Genomic DNA, 20602 nt, shown 5'->3' on the forward strand with positions numbered 1-20602 from the left:
CTCCGTAGGAGGGACGGCCATATGGTGGCCGAAAAGGACTGGGACAACACTGTTGGTGCGGCTGACGACGTGCGCCGCGTCTTCGAGGAGGTCCCCGCGATGTTGGTCGGCCTGGCAGGGCCCGAACATCGCTTCGTCGCGGCCAACGCCGCCTACCGCGCCCTGAATCCGGCGTTCAGCCCAGTGGGCATGCTGGCCCGCGACGTTTATCCCGAGCTGGAAAGCCAGCAAATATTCCAAATGCTCGACCGGGTGTATGAGACCGGTGAGCCGCAATCCGGTGCCGAGTGGCGGCTGCAGGCCGACTTCGAAGGAACAGGCGTCGAGGAGAGGTACTTCGACTTCCTCGTCACGCCGCGCCGCCGAACGGGCGGATCGATCGAGGGTGTGCAAATCATCTTCGACGACGTCACGAAGCGCGTGCAGGCGCGATTGGCCACCGAGGCGCGCATCGAGGAACTCTCCGAGCGTTACCGCAACGTCCGCGATTCCGCCATCGTCATGCAGCAGGCGCTGCTGGCCGCGTCGGTGCCCGTTGTTCCCGGGGCCGACGTCACCGCGCAGTACCTCGTCGCCACGGAGGACACCGCGGCCGGTGGCGACTGGTTTGACGCGATGCCTCTGGGCGATCGCTTGGTGCTCATCGTGGGCGACGTCGTCGGCCATGGCGTCGAAGCCGCGGCGGTGATGTCACAATTGCGCACCGCACTGCGGATGCAGATATCGCAGGGCCACACCGTCACTGAAGCGCTCGAGGCACTCGACCGCTTCCACGAGCACGTGCCCGGATCGAAGTCGGCCACCTTATGCGTCGGCTCTCTCGACTACGCCACGGGTGAGTTCGAGTACTGCACGGCCGGACATCCGCCGCCGCTTTTGGTGACGGCCGACGCGACGGCAGGCTACGTAGAACCGTCCGGCGCGGGTCCGCTGGGCAGCCGTGTCGGGTTTCCGACACGCAGCGAAATACTCGGCGTCGGCGACTTGATTTTGTTCTACTCCGACGGCCTGATCGAGCGGCCTGGGCGCCCATTGGGCGCCAGCACCGCGGAGTTCGCCGATCTGACCGCCAATATCGCTGCCGGTGTTGGCGGGTTCGTCATTGATGCACCGTCGCGGACCATCGACCGCATCTGTTCGGAGACGCTCGAATTGCTGCTCCGGTCTACCGGTTACAACGACGACATCACGCTGCTTGCGATGCAGCGCCGCACTCCCCCGGCGCCGCTGCACATGACGTTGGACGCGACGATCCACGCTGCACGCAGCGTGCGGTCCCGGCTCCGCGGATGGCTCTCGGAAGTCGGCGCCGATGCCGACGACATCTCCGACGTAGTGCACGCGATCTCGGAGTTCGTCGAGAACGCGGTCGAACATGGCTACGGCACCGAAGTTTCCGACGGCGTTGTCGTCGAGGCATCGCTGTCCGGCGACGGGAACCTGCAGGCCGCGGTGATCGACCACGGACGGTGGAAGGATCACCGTGAAGGCGAACAGGGCCGCGGACGCGGACTTGCGATGGCCGAAGCTCTCGTTTCCCAGGCCCTCATCACGCGTAGCGACAATGGAACTACGGCCAGCGTGACGCACCGGCTGTCGCGACCGGCCAAATTCGTCACCGACACGATCGCCAGCCGGGCGACATACCGGCGGGCCATCGACAACGAATTCGTCTCAACGGTCCGCGAAGCCGGCCACATCGTGGTCAGCGGTGAGGTCGACTCCAATACGGCGTCCACGCTGGACCGTCTGATCGCGGTCGAAAGCCGCTCGGGCATAGCACCTTTGACAATCGACCTCAGCGCCGTCACCCACCTGGGGTCCGCGGGTGTCAGTGCGCTGGCCGCCGCCCGTGAGCGGGCGCTGCGACAGGGCGGCGGCTGCACGCTGATCGCCCCGCCGGGAAGCCCCGCGCACCACATCTTGTCGATGGTGCGCATACCCGTCAGCAGTGGTGACAGCGAGAACGTCTTCGCCGAAGACTAGCGCGGTAGACCGCGTTCACCGTGCCGCACCTGATTGAACGGCACCCCGCGGTCGGCGGCGTATTCGCGGGGGAAGCCCAGCACCCGCTCGCCGATCACGTTGCGGGCCATCTCCGTTGTGCCGCCGCCGATGGCGACAGTCTGCCGCGACAGGTACCGCAGCCCGGTCTCCAGGCCGTCACCGATCTCGCCGACCACGCCGGCGGCACCCGCGGCCGCCATCGCGATGTCGACGTCCAGTGTCACGGTCTCGGCGTGGAACAGCCGGATGAGCGTGCCGGCCGCCGGGGGCAGAACACCGTCTCGGACATTGCGGTACACGTGATCGATCAGCTGCTCGGCTACCGCCCGGTGCACCAGCGCCCGGCCGGCCATCTCCCGCACGCGTTCGTTGCCGCCCTGGCCGACCTTCTCGATAAGCCGGACGTAGTCAACAGGATTCGCGTTGCCGCCTTCGCTGCCACTGCCACTGGCGAACTCCGAACCTTGCCCGACTGCCCGGCGCTCGTGATAAAGCTGCCGCGAGGCCACCGCCCAGCCACCGTTGACATCTCCCACCACGGCATCGTCGCCGACGTCCACCCCGTCGAGGAACTCCTCGCAAAACTCGGTAGAACCGCTGAGCATTGTGATGTGGCGCAACGTGATACCCGGATGATTGATCGGCACCAGGAACATGGTCAGGCCTTCGTGCTTGGGCACATCCCAGTCGGTGCGGGCCAGGCATAATCCGTAGTCGGCGGCGAACGCACTGGTGCTCCATGTCTTCGCGCCGTTGATCACCCATCGGTCACCGCGCCGCTCGGCACGGGTGATGACGCCGGCCAGATCCGATCCGCCGCTGGGTTCGCTCAACAACTGCACCAGGACCTCATCGCCGCGCAGTGCCGCGGCGATGTGTCGTTTCTTCTGCTCCTCGGTACCGGTGTCGAGTAGCGTGGCGCAGCAGATGGCGAACGTCGGAACGTTGAGGATCAGCGGCATCTCGTAGCGCAGCGACTCGTCGTCAAAGGCCTTCTGATAGGCGTAGTCCAGACCCAGGCCGCCGTACTCTCGCGGAAAACAGATACCGGCGAATCCGCCTTCGTAGAGCCACTTTTGCAGTTCTCGGGCCCGTTTCCAGGCGTCCTCTTCGTCGCGCGGCGCCGGCGGCGGCGCCTCGGGGTCGATGGCCGGCATGTTGTCTGCCAGCCACGCCCTGGCGCGCGCGGCGAACTCTGCGACGGATTCGGTCGGCGTCATCTGGTCGCCCGTCCTGTTCCAGCGCGGCCGGCTTTCTCCGCGTCATACACCCGCAAGTTGTGCTCCTCAGGCGTGCCGAACAAGCTGCGGTACAACGAGACTCGTCTCAGGTACAGGTGCAGATCGTGTTCCCATGTGACGCCGATGCCGCCATGCATCTGCACGCAACCCTGGACGATCCGCCCCGCCGTCTCTCCGACGTAGGACTTGGCAATGCTGGCCGAAAGGCCCGCCACCGGTGAGCGGTCGGCAACGTCGGTGACCGCCGCTGCGGTGGTGGCACGGCAGGCTTCCAGCCACAGCTTCATGTCGGCGAAGCCGTGTTTGAGCGCTTGATACGACGCCAGCGGACGGCCGAACGTGTGCCGGTCCAGCGCCCATTGGACGGTGAAGTCGAACACCGTTTGCACGACACCGACCACCTCGGCACACTGCAGCACCTGAGCGATCTGACTCTGGCGGTCGATCAGCGCGGCGGTCTCGGCGGCGCTGCCGACGGCCGCGGACGGGTCCACCACCACGCCGTCGAAATGCACTCGCGCGTATTGCTTGACCAGGTCGACAGACTGCTGGGGCTCGATCCGAACACCCGGCGCGTCGGTCGGGACCAGGAACTGACGAATCTCATCGCCGCAGCGCGCCACCACCAGCAGCATCGCACTCTGAGCGCCGGCCTCGACGCGGTCCTTGGTGCCGTCGAGGCGATAGCCGGCATCGGCTGCAGTGGCCGTCACCGACGGGTCCAGCGGCGCCCAGCCCCGGCCGGGTTCCGAGACTGCCCAGGACGCCACGGTTTCGCCGGAGATCAGCGACTCGATGACGCTCGCATGCGCCTGAGAGTCGGCACTTCCGGCGAGGGCGGTGAGCACGACGCTGACCGGGTAAAGCGGCCCGGGTGCGACGGTCTTGCCGAGTAGTTCGGCGACCGTGGCAAGATCCGCGACACCGCTCTCCGAGACGCTGCCGCCGCCCAACTCCGCCGGAACGAGCAGGCCCGTCCAGCCGAGTTCCGCGGCACGCCGCCACCAGACCGGATCAAACGAGACCCCTGCCGCGTGCAGCTCGCGGACGCGAGCCAGCGGCGCTTCCTTCTGCAGAAAGGATTGTGTTGTCGAGACGAAAAGTGTCTTTTCGGGAGAGTCGACGACGGTCATGATGCCGACAGACCCTTCCTCAACATTCGGTCGCCGCCGCCAAGAATCACGTTCTCGATATTAGCAAACGTCAATACCGTAAGAGCAACCGGAGTTCGGTCGATGATCCAGTTGAGCTGCTACATGGCGAACACGCGGCGCACCGACTGTGCGTGCAAGGCGCGATTCTCCTGTGAGACGACCCAATCCGGCACCATCGAATCGAAGCCATTGAATGTCGCTGCGATGACGTGCAATTCGGTGTGGACGAAGGCATGCAGCAGCCGGTTGGCGTAGTCGATGGCTTCGTCGCGGCACGGGTCGATCTCGGAGCAGCTGATAAAGGTGGGCGGCAGCCCCTCCAGGTTCGCCCGGTGCGCCGGCACGTGTTGGCCGCTGGCGCTGTCGGAGCCGAGGTAGTGGCCCCATGCACGGCTCACCGCGGGACCGTTGAGTCCCGGGGTGCGCTGAAACTCCCGTCGCGACGGCGTGGCGTCGCTGTCGAGCATCGGCTGATGCAGGATCTGCATCAGGATTTGCGGACCCTCGTTGTCGAACATGCGCTGGGCCAGGCCCGCGACCAGCGCGGCACCCGCGTCCCGGCCCATCACTGCGATGCGGCTCGGATCGACATCGAGTTCGGCGCAGTTGCGGATGACGTAATAAAAACCCGCCTCGACGTCGTCGAGTGCCGCTGGACACGGATTTTCCGGCGCCAGCCGGTAGTCGACGGAAACCACCAGACAGCCGCCGTCGCGAGCCAGCTCCACGCACTGCGCGTGGTCGGTGTCCAGGCCACCCGTCACGAAGCCGCCGCCGTGAGCGTACAGAAGCAACGGCGCCCCGGCGGCGCCGTCGATGCGGCCCCGGTAGAAACGAAGGTTCAGCTGCTGGCCACCCGGACCCGGGATCGAGCGCGATTCGACGGCCACGCCCGCAGTGTCGACCGCCGCGGCGCGCTCGGCGGCCAATCGGTTGGCGTGGTCGCGCTCGGCGGCCAGTGTCTCGGCACGGAATTCGACGATGCCCAGCTCGCTCGCGGCGTCGCGCAGCACCGGGTCGATACGGTTAATGCCTTGCGGGCGGGTCAGATCCGTTTGTGTCATACCCTCTCAACTTCCGGGCTCATCGGGCTGGCTGTCGTCCAGGCCTGGCGGAGGCCAGGTCGGAAACCCTCTTCAAGGTAGACCTGATCGGCGCTGCGCCGTCACACTCCCATGGCTGCGCCCGACCGGCGACGTCGAGCGTCGCCGATTTCTCGTCATATTGGCTGATCAAAGACCTGTGCCCGGCGGTTGGACCGGGCTCGGGCGACTCAGCCTTGCCGGATGACGGCGGCTTCGGACTCACCGGGCAGCGCCCGGACGGTCGACGGCAGCCCGTACAGGGCCGTCGCGTTTCCGTGCATGATCCGCTCTCGCTGGTCGGCGGGGAACCGGTTGATCGCGTAGGTCGGCGAGTCATAGCTCCAGTGCGGATAGTCCGTCGAGAACATGAGATTGTCGCCCAGGTCCATCATTTCCAGATATTCGCGGAACTCCACGGTGTCGACGTCTTCCAGGGGCTGCGTGGTGAACCGAACATGTTCGCGCACATAGTCCGACGGGCGGCGTCGCACGTGCGGCAAGTCAGCGCGGCGGGCTTCCCAGATCCGGTCCATCCGTGACATCACCGGCATCGCCCAGGTGAAGCCGCCCTCGACGAACACCACCCGCAGGTCGGGATGGCGATCGAACGCGCCGTCGAAGACCAGGCTCATCAGGTGCGACACGTAGAGCAGTGGCCACGACGCGAAGAAGTCGTGCCAGTGCGCGGGATTGCCGACCGGATACAACGGGATCAATTCGAACGGCGTCTGACCCATCAGGTGGGTGGCCACCGGCAGCCCGTTGCGCGCCGCGGCTTCATAGAGCGGGTCGAAATGCGGGTTGCCGAACGGGATTCCGCGAGTCTGCGGTGTCATCAGCACCTGGGACAGGTAGGGATGGCCGGCCCATCGTTCGATTTCGCGCGCCGCCTGCTCGGGCACCTGAGCGCTGACGCTGATCGATCCGCGCCAGCGGCCGTGCGCGTTGTGCTTGTCCAGCCAGACGTCGGCGAGCCAGTCGTTGTAGGTGGACTTGAGTACGTGCTCGGCCTGCGGCAACTGCGCGTCGCACATCGGCTCCAGCGACGCGATGCTGACGCCGGCGTCGACCAGCAGCTGTTGCGCGGCATAGTCCGGATCGCTGCCGGCGACTCCCCCGTTGGGCGGCCACGAGTCCATGCGCAGCGACGACGTCTTGAACGAGTCCGGGGTGTCGTAGAAATACGACATCGGGCTCACCGCATTCCCGGTTGGCCAGATCTTGTCCACCCATTCGGCCGGGGCGTAGGACTTGAGCACATCGCCCGAGACGGGCATCGGGTGGACATCGGTGTCGACGATGGTGACCGCGATTTCGCCGCCGCGACCCGTCGACGACTCGACCCGTTCGATCGTGGTCATGGCAATCTCCTATCCCGGCCGAGCCTGCGCCCGGGCCGTAAGCCCATAGAGTTCGCTGGCGTTTCGCCACAGCACCTGGTCGCGTTGCGATGTGTCGAGCCCGGCGACCGCCGCCTCCGGTGACGACGTCGACCAGTGCGGGTAGCCCGATCCGAACATCAGCAGGTCGGTCTTGCCGGTGAACTCCATCCAGCGCTGCGTCTGGTCCGCCTCGGTAGGCCCGTCGAAGGCCGACGAGCAGAACCGGACATGGCCCGGCAGGTACTCGCTGGGATAGCGATCGACCCACGGCGTCTGGTCGCGCATGGACAACCAGAAGGTGTCCAGCCGCCACATCAGCGGAGTGAGGATGTCGTAGCCGCCGTCGGCGAAAACGAATTTCAGGCCGGGCAACCGGCCGAACACGCCCTCGACGATCAGCGTTGCCAGGTGCACGAAGTAGTTCAGCGGCATGAACGCCGCGTAGCCGGGGTAGGTGTGCGCATGCCCGGCGAAGGTGGGGGCATGGTCGACGCCGTTGCCGCCGTTGATGTGCACCGCGACCGGCAGCCCGTGCGCGGCCGCGGCCTCCCAGATGGGCTCGAACATCGGCTTGCCGTAGGGCTCGCGGGACTGCATCGGAATGCCGACCTGCACGAGCTTGGGGTGGCCGGCGAGACGCTCGATCTCGGCGACCGCGCCCCGGGGGTCTTCGGGATTGACGCGGATGGTGCCCAGGAATCGGCCGGTCGTGTCGGGCTCGAGCCACCGGTCCAGCAGCCAGTCGTTGACCGCGGCGCAGATTCTGCTGTTGAGCAGGTAATCGGCGATGTTGCCGCGAGTCAGCGGGTTGAGGATGGCGTAGTCGACGCCCGCGTCGTCGAACAGATGGCGGCCGACGGTCTCGGGATCCGAACCCGGGTAGCAGTCGGCGTCGTAGAGGTCGTGCCGGTAATCCCCGCCGGGGGCCTGATACCACTGTTGCTCGACGTCGGGGATCGACCGCAGTTTGTGGGCCTCGGGGAGGTAGCGCCGGATCTCGGCGTTGTAGCGAAAGTGCGGTTGCACTCCTGCATCTATCACTGGCTGGCTCATGCGGTCAGGTACACCTCCCCGTCGGCGACGTCGACCGGGTAAGTGCGGACGCGGCGCTTCGGATCGGCCAGGTTCCGCCCCGTGGTGATGTCGAATTCCCAGTTGTGCCAAGGGCATCGCACGATCTGACCGTCACGCACCCGGCGTACCCCGCCGGGCTCGTCCGGGGCCGACTCGGTGGTGCCCCCGAGCAAGCCAAGGCAGAGCGGAGCGCCTTCGTGCGAGCAGTAGTTCACGATCGCGTACAGCGCGCCGCGCACGTTGTAGACACCCACGCCGAACTTGCCGACGTCGACCAGTTTCATCCCGCCGGGCGGCAGCTCCTCGAGGGAGCACACGAATCGCCGCTGGGGCACTTGAGAATCACCGCCTTTTTGCCCTATGCAGATCAATACTGTGCTCGTTACGGTAACCATCACAAGCCGTTGGGCTTCGTTGCTATTTATACTATGATAGCGACATTCCGCTCGGAACACTCGCCGAAGTCGCCGGGGACGGTCAGGGACCGGCCCGCGTCAACGGCCCTACCGGTTGCTCAGGAGGAGCGCTGATGCCCTTAAGCACCGACCCCGTCGGCCAGCCCGTCACCCTCGATTTCACCGGCGAGACAAGTCCCTATCCGTTTTTCGAATACATGCGGCGCACCGACCCGGTGTGGCACGGCGCCCTCGGGGACCACTCGCAGATGCCCGAGGAGCTGCGGCCGGACGACGAATGGGTGCTGTTCGGCTATGACGGTGTGTTTCAAGCGTTCCGCGACGACAAGATCTTCACGTCGGCCGCGTACGAAAAGACCATCGGCTTGGTCATGGGGCACACGATCCTGGCGATGGGCGGCAAGGAGCATCACGACCACCGCAGCCTGGTGGCCAAGGCCTTTCGGGCCACCGCGCTGGAACGCTGGGAGCCGTCGGTCATCGGGCCGGTCTGCGATCAGCTGATCGACGAAATCAAAGACGACTGTCGGGCCGACCTGGTGAAGGCGCTGACGTTCGAATTCCCGACCCGGATCATCTCGGTGCTACTCGGGCTGCCCCCTGAGGATCTCGACATGTTCCGGCGGCTGTCGCTCGACCTCATCTCGATTCCGACCGACATCATGGCGGGACTCAACGCGGCGAACGAGTTGCACGGTTATTTCCTCGAACAGGTCGAGCAGCGGCGGCGCAAACTCACCGACGACATCATCGGGGATCTGGTCGCGGCCGAGATCGACGGCGAAAAACTCACCGACGACGCCATCATCGCGTTCCTGCGCTTGCTGCTGCCCGCCGGACTGGAGACGACCTACCGTTCGTCGGGCAACCTGTTATACCTGCTGCTGACCCACCCCGAGCAACTGGAGATGGTCCGCCAGGACCGGTCGCTGATCCCGGCCGCCATCGAAGAGGGCCTGCGGGTCGAGACACCGCTGACCATGGTCATGCGCACCACCACCGAAGAAGTCGAAATCGGCGGCAAGACAATACCGGCGGACGCACAGATCGATATGTGTATGGGCTCGGCGAACCGCGACGAAAGTCGTTGGCCCGACGCGGATAGTTTCGATATCCAGCGGCCGCGCCAAGCCCACATCGCGTTCGCCGGCGGCATCCATATGTGCCTCGGAATGCATTTGGCCCGGCTGGAAACCCGGGTCATGTTGAACAGCCTGCTCGACCGCGTCTCGAACCTGGCCTTTGTTCCCGACGACGGCACCGGCGAGGAGGCCAGGATCATCGGCCTCACCTTCCGGTCGCCGAACAAGCTTCCCGTCACGTTCACCCCGACCGCATGAAAAGCCGGGCGGCGATCGTGCATGATGTCGGCGGGCCCTGGTCTGTCGAGGATTTCGAGCTGGACGCGCCGCGCGCCGGCGAGGTGTTGGTGGAGATGGCCGCCGCCGGGATGTGCCACTCCGACGACCACATCCTGAAGGGCGACATGTCGGCACCCAACGAGGTGCTGCGCTCCCTCGGGCTGCCCACCATGTTCCCGATGATCGGCGGTCACGAGGGTTCGGGTGTCGTGCGTGAAGTCGGCGACGGTGTAACGGAATTCGCGCCGGGCGACCACGTCGTGATGTCGTTCGTCGCCGTCTGCGGGCAGTGCCGCTGGTGTGCGAGCGGCATGGAGTACATCTGTGACATGGGTGCCGGGGTGTTGACGCCGGGCATGCCGACCGACGGCACCTACCGCCATCACACCGCCGAAGGCAAGCCACTGGGCCATCTGGCCAAGGTGGGCGCATTCTCCACACACACTGTGGTGTCGACGAATTCGCTGGTCAAAATCGAGCCGCACCTGCCGCTGGCGCCCAGCGCGCTGCTGTCCTGCGCGATTCCGACCGGCTTCGGCTCGGTGGCCAACCGCTCCAATATGCGACCGGGCGACACCGTCGTCGTGATCGGTGTCGGCGGAATCGGCACGGGCGCGATTCAGGGCGCCCGGGTCGGCGGTGCCGCACACATCGTCGCCGTCGATCCGGTGGAATTCAAACAGAAGTCGGCGTTGCAGTTCGGTGCCACCCATACCGCCGCAACCGCGCTCGAGGCGATGGATCTGGTGCGCGACCTGACCTACGGAGTCATGGCGGACGCCGTCGTGGTCTCGCCATCTCTGATCGTCGCCGAGGATGTCCGGGACGCGGTGCGGCTCACCCGCAAGGGCGGGACCTGCGTGCTCACGGGCATGACCTCGCAGTTGACCAGCTCAGTCAAGATCGATCTGCAGGACTTCATCCTGTCGAACAAGTCGCTCGCCGGCACCGTATTCGGGTCGTGCAACCCGAAAGCCGACATCTTCCGGCTGGCCAGGCTCTACCAGACCGGGCAGCTCCTGCTCGACGAGATGATCACCCGGCGTTACCGTCTCGAGGACATCAACGAGGCTTACGACGACCTCCTGAACGGCAAAATCGTCCGGGGCATCATCGATTTCGGGATCGAGTAACTCCCCACCACGCTCGCCGGTCGTCATCCGTCCGTCGTCGTGACCCGCGTGGCGCATGGGCTTCCTCTCAATCGCAGAGTCTCGGTTTCGACCTTTGCCTATATCTTGATCGCCGGGATCAGCCTGCTGACATTCCAAGTTCGGTCACGTCGTGCGGACAGCGATGAGATCGCCATTGCGACAGCCGTGATAACAACCAGCACGACGATCGCTTGCCAGAGCCGGGCGTCGATGCCGCCGAGGATGAGCTGTCGAAGCCCGTTGACGCCGTAGGTCATCGGGTCGAAACGATGCAAGATCTGGAAGGGGCGTGACGTGGTCTCCACGGGGTACATGCCGCCGGCGCTGACGAGCTGCAGCATCAGCAGGGCCATGATCAACACGCGGCCTACCGCTGGACCGACAAGCGCGTTGATTGCCTGCGTCGCGGCCACGAATGCACCGGAGATAAGGATCATGAACGCCAGCATTGCCACCGGGTACGCCGCGTGCATACCGAGGGCGAATCGGACCACACAGTAGAGAATGATCGCCTGGAAAAGCGCGATCGCCGCCGCGGGCAGATAGCTCGCCAGCACCACGCGCAGGGCGAGCACCTCCGCGGCGATCGGACGGCTCTGCAGCGGCCGCAGCACCATCCACAACACCAACGCGCCGAAGAACAAGGCCAGCGTCAGGAAGAACGGAGCCATGCCGGTGCCGAAGTTGGGCGCGGCGTTCTCATGTGAGGCTTCGAGTTGCACTGGGCCACCGATGGTGTCCGCGACCGCATCCTTTTGCTGAGTCGTCCAGTTGGGCAACTGCTTGGCGCCGTCGGCAAGTTTGGTCGCCAGCTCGGCCGATCCCGCTTTGAGTTGATGTGCGCCGTCGTCGAGTTTCGCTATGCCGCCAGATAATTCGGCGTTACCGGAGGCGAGCTGCTGGGCGCCGTCGCGCAGTTGGGTGAGCTTGCTCGTCAGCTCCTGCCCCTTATTGCCGACTTGGTCGAGGGCAGCCCCCAGCGGGCTGCCGGGTGTGCGCAGCGAAGTGGTCATCGCGATCGCCGCGTTTTGCGCGTCGGTGAGCTGTTGGCGGATCTGCGGCGTGAACTGATGGCCCCGAAGCTGGTCCTGGACGCCGCGCAGGTTGTTCGCCAATGGATCCTGTCGGGCGGAGAGCTGATCGATCACCGACGACAGCGAGTTCGCGGCGGCGTCCTGCGCCGTGGCGATGGCACCGATCTGGTCGTTGGCCTGCTGCAGCGCGCTCGCACCCTGTTGCAGCTGCTGCGTGTTGCCGCCGACTTGCGACACGGCCCTGGTTATCGCGAGCAGGGGGTCGGTGGCCTGATTGATTCCGTCCGAGAGTTGCTGGGCACCGGCGGCAAGCCTCGCCGAACCAGAACGGGCGGTGTCAAGACCGGCCACCAGCTGACCCGCGCCGTCATCGAGTCGAGCTGCCCCGTCGGCAGCCTGCTTGATCCCCGCTCCAGACGAAACCACTATCGAAAGCATGTGATTGACCGCCTGTCCGGAGATCCGGTCGGACACGGCGTTGAGCACCTGGCTGATGGCGGTGCGACCGATGCTCGTCGAGATGTAGTTGTTGGCGTCGTTGTAGACGGCGATCAGGTTGGCTTTCTTGGGCTGCCCGGTCACTGGCGACGCGATCGCCGCGCTGAAATCGGGCGGCAATTCGACCATGAAGTAGTACTTCCCGTGGTCGACCCCGTTACGTGCTTCCGATAGGTCCACGACGTGCCAGTCCAAGCCGCCATCCGCGGTCAGGCTCTTGGCGATCTCTGCGCCGGCGTTGAACTGCTCCCCGGATACGACGGCGCCACGGTCCGAGTTAACCAGTGCCACCGGCATTTTGTTGGTGTGGCCGAAGGGATCCCAGAACGCCCACAGGTATAGCGCCCCATACACCAATGGCAGCAGCATCAGCACAACGATGGCCACGCGCGTCAATCGGTTGCGACCGAAACGCTTTATCTCCGAGCCGAATGCGAGTCCAGCCAGCATCGTCAATCCCCTTCGGTCAGGATGCGGTGATCGTGAAGTTCGTGGTCGGGCGCGTCCGCGCCCAGCGGATTGGTGACGCCGACGACAACAGTGCGGTCCTTTGCGATCGCGCCGAGCCGCTCCACCGCGATCGCTCGCCGGGAACTGTCGCGGACCTGTTCGAGGTCTCCGACCACCAGGATCGGTCGGTTCGACAGCAGGGCCAGCGTGATACGCAGCAAAAACAGCTCCAGGTCCGACAATTCAACGATGTAGGCACCCGACGGCGGCGGCGGTATTTCGCCGAAGACCTCCGTCAGCTCGACCTGACCGGCTTGCAGTGGCACCAGCGAATACCACGGCGCCAACCACCGGCGTTGCTCAGCCAGCACGGTCTCCACGGTCACCGACTCCTCCAGGTCATCGATGTCGGCGAAGGCCGCGATCGAGCAGTGTCGGCGAATCGCGTGCGGCGTCGCATCGCCGAACACGGTCAGCGTGCCGTGGGTGGCTTTGAAGCGCCCCGCGAGAGTCAACAGCAGCGTGGTCTGCCCCGGCCCGCCAGGCATCTGAATCGCGTGGAAACCCGGCGTGAACTCGAGATCGACACCCGAGAACAACGGTCCGTGCTCGCCGCTCACCCCTAATCCGGTGGCGACGATTACCGGCGCACTAGCGTCCGCCTCGTCTGTCGTATCCATCTGGGGCTCTCCCTAATCGCCGGAACCCGGAACCGATTCCAGCAGTGCGGTGATCAATTGCGTGAGCAGGTCCGGGTTTATGGTCCCGGGGCGCAAGACTTCTTCCATCGCGACGCCCAAATTGAGGGTGACGACCAGCTGGGCGAGGTCGGCCAGCCGCCGATCGGAGGGCACGGTCCCGGTCGCTTTGACGATGTGAAGAGCTTGGTCGGCGGCGGCACGACGGCGTTCGATCAGTCGCTCGCGAAGCTGCGGATCGCGCTGCGCGCGCAGCCAGTACTCAACCAACAGGACGTAATAGTCGGAATGGTCGCGAACCGAGTCGAGCACCGAACGGCTCAATTCGTTTGCGGCCAGGCTGGTGTCACCGCCGCTGCTGTCCAGCACCGTGGCGAACTGTTCGCCGCGCAGTTCGAACTCGCGGTCGAGCAGGGCCAGGAAAAGTTCGTCCTTGGACTCGAAGTTCGAGTAGACCGCCCCCTTGGTGAAGCCCGCGGCCTGCCCGACCGCATCGATGGTGGCACCGTCGAACCCTTCGGCGGCGAACACCTTCGAGGCCGCATCCAAGATCCGGTCGCGTACCTCGCCGCGTGTGGGACGAGTTCGATGCGGCTTGACCGGCGACATGCCCAACAGCATACTCGTTAGTATCGATTAGATACCAGTGAGTATCGAAAGCGCCTTCTGCCACCGCGGCCGTGAGACCTCGCCGAACGAAACCTGGCGTGCAACTTCCCGCGGGGGAATGCCCTGACAGCAGGCAATTTCGGGAGCCGCGGCGTGGGCAGCCCTCAGCCAAGCTTGGCCAGGGTGCGATCCCACAGCTCACGGGCCAGGCTGGGATCGTCGGCCAAGCGGCTGGATTGCGCGATCGCGCGTTTGGCGTAGTACTCGCCGGAGGCCCATTCGACACCCGGCGTGCTCGACGCGAGCCACACCAGCGGGTCGGCCCCCTCGTCTACGGTCGCGGTGAACCGCGCCTGCGGCGTGTACCGCTGCATGAAGACCAGCAATCGCGACCCCGATGCGCGGCCGAAGTTGGAGTTGACGTTGCCGGGATGGACTGTCGCAACGGACAACCCGCCGCCGTGGTGGCGCCGGTGTAATTCTTTGGTGAACAAGACGATAGCCAATTTGGACAAAGCATAGGCGGTGCCGGGCCAGCGCCTCGCCGTGTTCTCCAAGTCGTCAACGGTGGCCCGGCGCACCAACTTGTGCGACGAGCTGGTCGTGTTGACGATGGTGGCACGCGAATCAAGCAGCACCGGCAACAACTGGGTGGTCAGCAGAAACGGCGACAAGTAGTTGACCTGATAGGTGTGTTCGTAACCATCGGGTGTCAGGTGAATTTTGGTGCCCATTCCCCCGGCGTTGTTGAGCAGCACGTCGATACGTGGATATTCGGAGCGAATTTTTTCTGCCAAGGCCCGCACCTGAGCCAGATCGCCGAAGTCGGCCACGAAATAATCCGCGTCCAATTCCGCCGCCACCGCCGTGGTCTTACTTTCCGACCGTCCCACCACCACAATGTTGTCTCCGCGATGGCGTAACCGACGAGCCGCTGCGGCACCGATGCCGTCGCTGCCACCCGTGATGACAATCGTCTTTGACGTCATAGCGGGAGTGTATCGACAGCGTGATAAGCGGACCGCCCAATGACGCGGGCTATCAGCGCAATTTGGAATCGATCTCGAAGGCCAAGCACAACTCGGCAAGCTCGATCGGGACGCTGATCGATCGCCCGGTGCATTCCTCGATCCGGCGTAGTCGGTGGCGAACGGTATTCGGATGACAGAACAGCGCCCCCGCGGCCTCGGGTATCGAGCCGCGATGGGCTACCCATACGCGAAAAGTCCGATAGAGCAGGTCACTATCGGGGACGCCCGCCAAGCGACCCAGAACCGCGTCGGCCAGTCGTAGGTTGACGTCCGGCGCGGTGACCGCGGCAATTCCCAGCACGCTGTCCTCGAACTCCACTACCGGCTCGCTGTCGCTTGATCCAGTGACCGCGATCCGTGCGTACCGAAGCGCGGTCCCGATCTCCGCCAGCGCATCGAATCGCGGACTGACGCCGACGCCCGTGGCTGCTCATGCGTCGCAGGGTTGCGAGCAGGTTTACGCGGGCGGCATCCGACGGCAGATGGACGATGCCGATTTGCAGCTCCGGCAACAAACGCCACGCCGAATAGATGTCGGTGCTGCGCAGGATGTCGACGATGCCGGGCAGCGCGTGCTTGCCCAGCTCGGGCGTGCGTGCGGCGACGACGACATAAGGCCCCCGCGTCGGCAGCCCCAGCAGGTCGGCGATCTCCCACGGACTATGGCTTGCCGATACCGTACCGGAGAACAACGCTTCGGTGAGTGCGGCGCGTTCGGCCTCGTCAGCAACGGCCTGCTGCGTCGCTCGCCGCCGATAACCGCTCGTCATCGCCTCGGTGTAAACGTCCTGCGCCTCCCAGATGCGCTCGGTCACCGTCAGCAACGCCTGCTGGGTGATGTCGCCGTGCGCCTCCACGATGTCCAGCAGCGCTTGCCAAATGAAGTGCGAACCGATGCGGTAGGCCGACATCACCACGTGCAGCGGGACCCTGCTTTGGGCGCGGGATTCGCCGGTGAGGGCGGCCGGCGTGGTGTCGAATGTCTGGGGACCGGCCAATCCGCTGAAGATGAAACGCACATTGTCGGTACAGCTTTCGACAAGTTGCTGTTGACTGACGGTCTCGGTATCCCGGTAGAAGTCAATTTCGTCGCGGATCGCCGAGGCGACCGCGGCGCCGAGTTGTTCCGTTTGCCGGATCAACTCGGCTCCGATTAGCGATACCTGCTCGGCTGTCTTTCCCGCGCTCATGCACTAAACGTAGAAGCGCTGCGCCTTCTCGTCACGCGCGGACACCACCGTACACCGTTTAGTTTGGTCCGCACCACGATGACGGTGGGCCCGTCGGCCGTTAGGGCAGGAGTGTGCCTGGCGCACAGGCGAATTGTTCGACGCGGTCGCCGCCGGCGTCATCATGGTCGCGGTGAGTGCGCACTACCCGCTGGCGGATCACCGGGAGGGCACCGAGATCTTCGGGGCCGCAAGGCCATCGGCTCGGCAGTACTCACCTCCTAGACCAGACAGTAGCGCACCGGCAGGTGTTTGAGGCCACCGACGAAGGTGGTGGCGGTGAGTTCCGGCTCACCGGTCAACTCAATGGATTCGAGCCTGGGCAGCAGCTCGGAGAAGAAGCTGTTCACCTCCATGCGCGCCAGCGCCGCCCCCATACAGAAGTGCACGCCGTAGCCGAAGGCGAGGTGCTTGTTGGGATCGCGACCGACGTCAAAGCGGAACGGCTCGTCGAAGATGTCCTCGTCTCGGTTGCCGGACACATAGGACAGCAACACGGAATCGCCTGCCGCGATGGGTATTCCGCGCACCGTGGTGTCCTCGGCGGCGGTCCGCATGAACTCTTTGACCGGTGTTACCCAGCGGATCATCTCCTCGGTGGCCAGCGGCATCAGGTCGAGATTGTCCCGCAACCGTTCACGCTGGCCCGGATTCTCGATGAGCGCCTGCAAGCCACCGGAGATGGTCGCGCTGGTGGTGTCGTGACCCGCGGTAGCGACGATCAGGTAGTACGACACGGTGTCGATATCCGAGAGTGGCTCGCCGTCGACGCGGGCGTTGGCGATCGCCGACGCGAGATCCTCGGTTGGATGCTCACGGCGCGAGGCTGTCACGCCGTTGAAGTAACCGAACATGTCGAGCAGCGCCGGCAGCTGATCCTCGCTGTCGCTGCCCCGCTTGAATTCGCTGTCTTCGCTCCCGAACAGCTCCTGGGTCAGCTTGAGCATGCGGCTGAAGTCGGCTTCCGGGATGCCCAGCAGTGACATGATCACGAAGAGCGGGTAATTGACCGCGACCTGCTGGACGAAGTCGCATTCGGGCCCTTTGGCCATCATCTTGTCGACGTAGATCTTTGCTAGTTCGTCGACGCGCATCTTCATGGCGCGCATGGCCTTTGGACGAAACCAGTCAGCGCCGATCGCGCGGACGACCCGGTGTTGGGGATCGTCCATGTGGATCAGCGTGCGTACCCCGGCGGCGCTTTGCAGCTCGTCGCCCTGCTTCGTCGCCAGCACCGGGCGCGGCCAGTTGGTGAAGAGCGTGTTGTTGCGCTCGATGTCCATGATGTCGGCGTGTTTGGTGATCGCCCAGAACGGCCGGTAGTCGTCGACCTCAACCCACGAGACCGGCGCGGTGGCGCGCAGGTGAGTCAGCGCCGCGTGCAACCGCCGTTCGTCGGTGTACGCCAACGGATCCGTCAGCAACTTTGCGCCGTCATCCGTCGTCGTCGTGCTCACTGGCGGAACTCCTTCATTGCGAGGCTGACACAGTGCTCGGAAGCAGTCATGAAAATCGGCAGGACCCGGTCAACCACGCCGACACAGCGACTTTTCAGCGCCGTGGCGATCGTGTCGACGGGACCGACGACGGCGAAGGTCGACAGCATCTCGTCGTCGATTAGCGAGCCCATGGTGTCCCACTCCCCTTGCTTGGAAAGACGATTGAGCTCGTCGTGCAAGTCACCCCAGCCATGCAGCTCGAGAATCTTGCGGTAGGCCGGCGTTGATCCGTAGAAGGCGATCTGCTTGCGCACGGCGGCTTTGGCGGTTTGTAGCTCGGCGTCGTTCTCACCGGTGGCCACCAGCACTTCGGCCGATAGTTCTAGATCACCGCGCTCCCGGCCGGCGCGCGCCACCCCGCGCAGCAACGCCGGGGCGGTGACCTCGGTGATGTACCGCTTCGACACCATCGGATGGCCGAGGTGGCCGTCCGCGACCTCGCCGCACATCTCGGTCATCACTTCACCAACCGCCGCGATGAACACCTTCGGCACCGAATACGGATGCGGTTCGGGGGTGAACATCGGCGTCATGATCTTGTGCGTGTAGAAGTCGCCCTCGAAGCGAAGCTTGCCGCCGTCTTTCCAGGCGGACCAGATCGCGTGCAGCGCGGAGACGAATTCGGTCATCCGGCGCGCCGGATGACTCCACGGCATGCTGAATCGTTTTTCGATGTGCGGCTGAATCTGAGTGCCCAGCCCGAGAATGAAGCGGCCCCGTGAATACGCCTGCAGGCCCCAGGCGACGTTGGCGACGATCATCGGATTGCGCGCGAACGCCACCGCGATGTTGGTGCCGAGCTCGAGTCGCGACGTGTGTTCGGCGGCCAGCAGCAGCGGCAGAAACGGGTCGTGACTGGTTTCCGGAGTCCAGCCCCCGTCGTACCCCTGCTGCTCCAGGTTGCCGGCCGCTTCGACCACGCGTTCGAGGCGATTGGGAATGCCACCGTCGATCTTGAGGCGGGGGCCGTCAGCCATGCGGGTAACTTTACAGTAAGCGATCCAGTATGTGACCCTGCTGATCTAGTGGCGATCGCAAGCGCGGCGTAGCCGAGTGCAGCGGGTCGCCGCCATCGGACTAGGCGCGCGACCGTATCCCCGTAGAGGTAGGAAAGAAGCATGACCAAACCCCCGGATTGGGAGGAGACGCTCGAGGACCTCGACCGTCGGCGTCAGCACGCGTGGGGCATGGGCGGGACCGAGCGGCTCGACAAACATCGCGGCAAGGGCAAGCTCGACGCTCGCGCACGCGTCGACCGACTCCTGGACAAGGGCACCTTCCGCGAAATCGGCACGCTGGTCGGCGGCGACATTGCGGCCGACGGTCTGGTCGTCGGCTCGGGCTCGATCAACGGGTCGCCGGTGATGCTGGGTGCGGAGGACTTCACCACGATGGCCGGCAGCATCGGGCCCGGCGGCAACTCGAAGCGCTACCGCATCGCCGAGCTGGCGCTGCGCGACAAGACTCCGCTGGTGATGCTGCTCGAGGGTGCGGGCTTCCGTCCCGGCGGCGGCCACTACGGCCGCACGCCCACCGACCTGCTCGCCCAGGCGCAGTGCTCGGGCAAGGTGCCGACCGTCGCCGCGGTGCTCGGCCCCTCGGCCGGACATGGCGCGCTGGTGGCGCCGGTGTGCGACTTCCGAATCATGAGCACTCAAGGCGCGATCTTTACCGCGGGGCCCCCGGTCGTCAAAGAGTCGACCGGAGAAGAAATTTCGAAGGAAGATCTCGGTGGACCCGTCACCGCCTTGCCCAGCGGCGTGATCCACAACGTCGCCGAAGACGACGAAGCCGTGCTCGCCGATATCCGGCGCTACCTGTCGTACTTCCCGCCGAGCGCATGGTCGTATCCGTCGCCACTGCCGGCGGACGAAAACAGCGAACCACGGCCGACACCGGAACTGCTCGACATCGTCTCGCGCGACAACCGCCGCGTCTATGACATGCGCGCCGTCCTCGACGTGGTCTTCGACCGGCCCGACCGGTTCGAGGTCCAGCCGCAGTACGGCAAGGCGATCATCTGCGCGCTGGCCCACCTCGGTGGCCACCCGGTCGCGGTCGTCGCCAATCAGCCCAACGTGATCGCCGGCTCCATCGACGCCGACGCCGCGGACAAGGCGGCGCATTTCATCATGGTGGCCGACTCGTTCCACCTGCCATTGATCTTCTTCGCGGACAATCCCGGCATGCTGCCCGGGAGTCGGTCCGAGCGCAGCGGGGTGCTGCGCGCCGGCGCGCGAATGTTCGCCGCCCAAACCGCGGCCACCACCATCAAGCTGCACGTGACGCTGCGCAAGGCATATGGGTTCGGCTCCATGGTCATGTCGCTGCTGGGTTTCGACAGCCAGTCCGCGACCTTCGCCTATCCCGGCGCAACGATGGGCGCCATGAGCGCGGCCGCGCTGGGCCGGGCGACCCATGCCGGCGAGGATGTCACCGCGAAGTTGCGTGACGCCGAGTTGCAGGCGTCGTACCGATCGGCCGAGCACATGGGATTCGACGAACTCATCGATCCCCGCGAGACCCGCGACGCCTTGCTGGCTTCCCTGCTTCGAAGTCTGTCGGCCCGGCAGGCCGTCGCCGAACCGGTAAGCCGCACCGTCATCATGCCCTAATCGTCACCGCGAGACTGCGATCAGCAACGCGTTCGCCGAGTAGGCGCGTCGGCAGTCGCCGTTTC

The 20602-nt window shown here is 65.2% G+C and carries 18 protein-coding genes; 4 read left to right on the forward strand and 14 right to left on the reverse strand.

The window, feature by feature from the left end:
• Positions 1 to 21: 21 nt before the first annotated feature.
• Positions 22 to 1986: a SpoIIE family protein phosphatase gene (locus OK015_RS21990; RefSeq protein WP_268126106.1), complete on the forward strand. Its 1965-nt coding sequence runs from the start codon at positions 22 to 24 to the stop codon at positions 1984 to 1986.
• Here the strand turns inward: OK015_RS21990 and OK015_RS21995 are convergent.
• The 6 genes from OK015_RS21995 to OK015_RS22020 form a co-directional block, all read right to left on the reverse strand.
• Positions 1983 to 3227 carry an acyl-CoA dehydrogenase family protein gene (locus OK015_RS21995; protein ID WP_268126108.1) on the reverse strand — a complete coding sequence of 415 codons (1245 nt, stop codon included), beginning with the start codon at positions 3225 to 3227 and terminating at the stop codon, positions 1983 to 1985. The two genes, OK015_RS21990 and OK015_RS21995, sit on opposite strands and share 4 nt — an antisense overlap.
• Complete coding sequence (locus OK015_RS22000) at positions 3224 to 4381, reverse strand: acyl-CoA dehydrogenase family protein (RefSeq protein ID WP_268126109.1); 1158 nt, start codon at positions 4379 to 4381, stop codon at positions 3224 to 3226. Before OK015_RS22000 ends, OK015_RS21995 begins: the two co-directional genes overlap by 4 nt.
• A 119-nt stretch (positions 4382 to 4500) precedes the next feature.
• Positions 4501 to 5466, reverse strand: coding sequence for an alpha/beta hydrolase (locus tag OK015_RS22005; RefSeq protein WP_268126110.1), 966 nt, complete (start codon positions 5464 to 5466; stop codon positions 4501 to 4503).
• A 209-nt stretch (positions 5467 to 5675) separates the two neighbouring features.
• Positions 5676 to 6848, reverse strand: a complete 1173-nt coding sequence (locus OK015_RS22010; protein WP_268126111.1) for an amidohydrolase family protein — start codon at positions 6846 to 6848, stop codon at positions 5676 to 5678.
• A 9-nt stretch (positions 6849 to 6857) separates the two neighbouring features.
• A complete protein-coding gene (locus tag OK015_RS22015; RefSeq protein WP_268126113.1) occupies positions 6858 to 7922 on the reverse strand; it encodes an amidohydrolase family protein in 1065 nt (354 codons plus the stop codon).
• Positions 7919 to 8278 (reverse strand): Rieske (2Fe-2S) protein, encoded by a 360-nt coding sequence (locus OK015_RS22020; RefSeq protein WP_268126115.1) that lies wholly within the window; start codon positions 8276 to 8278, stop codon positions 7919 to 7921. Before OK015_RS22020 ends, OK015_RS22015 begins: the two co-directional genes overlap by 4 nt.
• A gap of 194 nt (positions 8279 to 8472) precedes the next feature.
• On the opposite strand from OK015_RS22020, the gene OK015_RS22025 reads away from it, so the two are divergent.
• Positions 8473 to 9699: a cytochrome P450 gene (locus OK015_RS22025; protein WP_268126116.1), complete on the forward strand. Its 1227-nt coding sequence runs from the start codon at positions 8473 to 8475 to the stop codon at positions 9697 to 9699.
• The gene (locus OK015_RS22030) at positions 9696 to 10853 is read left to right on the forward strand and encodes a Zn-dependent alcohol dehydrogenase (protein WP_268126117.1); all 1158 of its coding nucleotides are present in this window, start codon (positions 9696 to 9698) and stop codon (positions 10851 to 10853) included. The genes OK015_RS22025 and OK015_RS22030 overlap by 4 nt, the downstream gene beginning before the upstream one ends.
• Before the next feature lie 98 nt (positions 10854 to 10951).
• Here OK015_RS22030 and OK015_RS22035 read toward each other — a convergent pair whose 3' ends face one another.
• The 8 genes from OK015_RS22035 to OK015_RS22065 form a co-directional block, all read right to left on the reverse strand.
• Positions 10952 to 12856, reverse strand: a complete 1905-nt coding sequence (locus tag OK015_RS22035; protein ID WP_268126119.1) for a YhgE/Pip domain-containing protein — start codon at positions 12854 to 12856, stop codon at positions 10952 to 10954.
• 2 nt (positions 12857 to 12858) lie between these two features.
• Positions 12859 to 13536 carry a hypothetical protein gene (locus tag OK015_RS22040; protein WP_268126120.1) on the reverse strand — a complete coding sequence of 226 codons (678 nt, stop codon included), beginning with the start codon at positions 13534 to 13536 and terminating at the stop codon, positions 12859 to 12861.
• Positions 13537 to 13548: 12 nt separating this feature from the next.
• Entirely contained in the window at positions 13549 to 14175 is a 627-nt protein-coding gene (locus OK015_RS22045; RefSeq protein ID WP_268126121.1) for a TetR/AcrR family transcriptional regulator, read from the reverse strand.
• Positions 14176 to 14327: 152 nt separating this feature from the next.
• On the reverse strand, positions 14328 to 15152 hold the full coding sequence (locus OK015_RS22050; protein ID WP_268126122.1) for an SDR family NAD(P)-dependent oxidoreductase: 825 nt from the start codon (positions 15150 to 15152) through the stop codon (positions 14328 to 14330).
• A gap of 52 nt (positions 15153 to 15204) precedes the next feature.
• Complete coding sequence (locus tag OK015_RS29320; RefSeq protein WP_442791146.1) at positions 15205 to 15513, reverse strand: helix-turn-helix domain-containing protein; 309 nt, start codon at positions 15511 to 15513, stop codon at positions 15205 to 15207.
• A complete protein-coding gene (locus OK015_RS22055; RefSeq protein ID WP_268126123.1) occupies positions 15407 to 16384 on the reverse strand; it encodes a hypothetical protein in 978 nt (325 codons plus the stop codon). The genes OK015_RS29320 and OK015_RS22055 overlap by 107 nt, the downstream gene beginning before the upstream one ends.
• A 260-nt stretch (positions 16385 to 16644) precedes the next feature.
• On the reverse strand, positions 16645 to 17880 hold the full coding sequence (locus OK015_RS22060) for a cytochrome P450 (RefSeq protein WP_268126124.1): 1236 nt from the start codon (positions 17878 to 17880) through the stop codon (positions 16645 to 16647).
• Positions 17877 to 18899 (reverse strand): LLM class F420-dependent oxidoreductase, encoded by a 1023-nt coding sequence (locus OK015_RS22065; RefSeq protein WP_268126125.1) that lies wholly within the window; start codon positions 18897 to 18899, stop codon positions 17877 to 17879. The genes OK015_RS22060 and OK015_RS22065 overlap by 4 nt, the downstream gene beginning before the upstream one ends.
• 141 nt (positions 18900 to 19040) lie before the next feature.
• Here OK015_RS22065 and OK015_RS22070 point away from each other — a divergent pair, with 141 nt between their 5' ends.
• Positions 19041 to 20537, forward strand: coding sequence for an acyl-CoA carboxylase subunit beta (locus OK015_RS22070; protein ID WP_268126126.1), 1497 nt, complete (start codon positions 19041 to 19043; stop codon positions 20535 to 20537).
• The last annotated feature ends 65 nt before the right edge of the window (positions 20538 to 20602 follow it).

Origin of the sequence: Mycobacterium sp. Aquia_216, assembly GCF_026723865.1 — a bacterium.
GTDB lineage: Bacteria > Actinomycetota > Actinomycetes > Mycobacteriales > Mycobacteriaceae > Mycobacterium.

Excerpts from the sequence above, each read along its gene's own strand:
- OK015_RS21990 (WP_268126106.1), top strand. The coding sequence starts at position 22 with ATGGTGGCCGAAAAGGACTGGGACAACACTGTTGGTGCGGCTGACGAC.
- OK015_RS21995 (WP_268126108.1), bottom strand. The coding sequence starts at position 3,227 with ATGACGCCGACCGAATCCGTCGCAGAGTTCGCCGCGCGCGCCAGGGCG.
- OK015_RS22000 (WP_268126109.1), bottom strand. The coding sequence starts at position 4,381 with ATGACCGTCGTCGACTCTCCCGAAAAGACACTTTTCGTCTCGACAACA.
- OK015_RS22005 (WP_268126110.1), bottom strand. The coding sequence starts at position 5,466 with ATGACACAAACGGATCTGACCCGCCCGCAAGGCATTAACCGTATCGAC.
- OK015_RS22010 (WP_268126111.1), bottom strand. The coding sequence starts at position 6,848 with ATGACCACGATCGAACGGGTCGAGTCGTCGACGGGTCGCGGCGGCGAA.
- OK015_RS22015 (WP_268126113.1), bottom strand. The coding sequence starts at position 7,922 with ATGAGCCAGCCAGTGATAGATGCAGGAGTGCAACCGCACTTTCGCTAC.
- OK015_RS22025 (WP_268126116.1), top strand. The coding sequence starts at position 8,473 with ATGCCCTTAAGCACCGACCCCGTCGGCCAGCCCGTCACCCTCGATTTC.
- OK015_RS22030 (WP_268126117.1), top strand. The coding sequence starts at position 9,696 with ATGAAAAGCCGGGCGGCGATCGTGCATGATGTCGGCGGGCCCTGGTCT.
- OK015_RS22035 (WP_268126119.1), bottom strand. The coding sequence starts at position 12,856 with ATGCTGGCTGGACTCGCATTCGGCTCGGAGATAAAGCGTTTCGGTCGC.
- OK015_RS22040 (WP_268126120.1), bottom strand. The coding sequence starts at position 13,536 with ATGGATACGACAGACGAGGCGGACGCTAGTGCGCCGGTAATCGTCGCC.
- OK015_RS22045 (WP_268126121.1), bottom strand. The coding sequence starts at position 14,175 with ATGCTGTTGGGCATGTCGCCGGTCAAGCCGCATCGAACTCGTCCCACA.
- OK015_RS22050 (WP_268126122.1), bottom strand. The coding sequence starts at position 15,152 with ATGACGTCAAAGACGATTGTCATCACGGGTGGCAGCGACGGCATCGGT.
- OK015_RS22055 (WP_268126123.1), bottom strand. The coding sequence starts at position 16,384 with ATGAGCGCGGGAAAGACAGCCGAGCAGGTATCGCTAATCGGAGCCGAG.
- OK015_RS22065 (WP_268126125.1), bottom strand. The coding sequence starts at position 18,899 with ATGGCTGACGGCCCCCGCCTCAAGATCGACGGTGGCATTCCCAATCGC.
- OK015_RS22070 (WP_268126126.1), top strand. The coding sequence starts at position 19,041 with ATGACCAAACCCCCGGATTGGGAGGAGACGCTCGAGGACCTCGACCGT.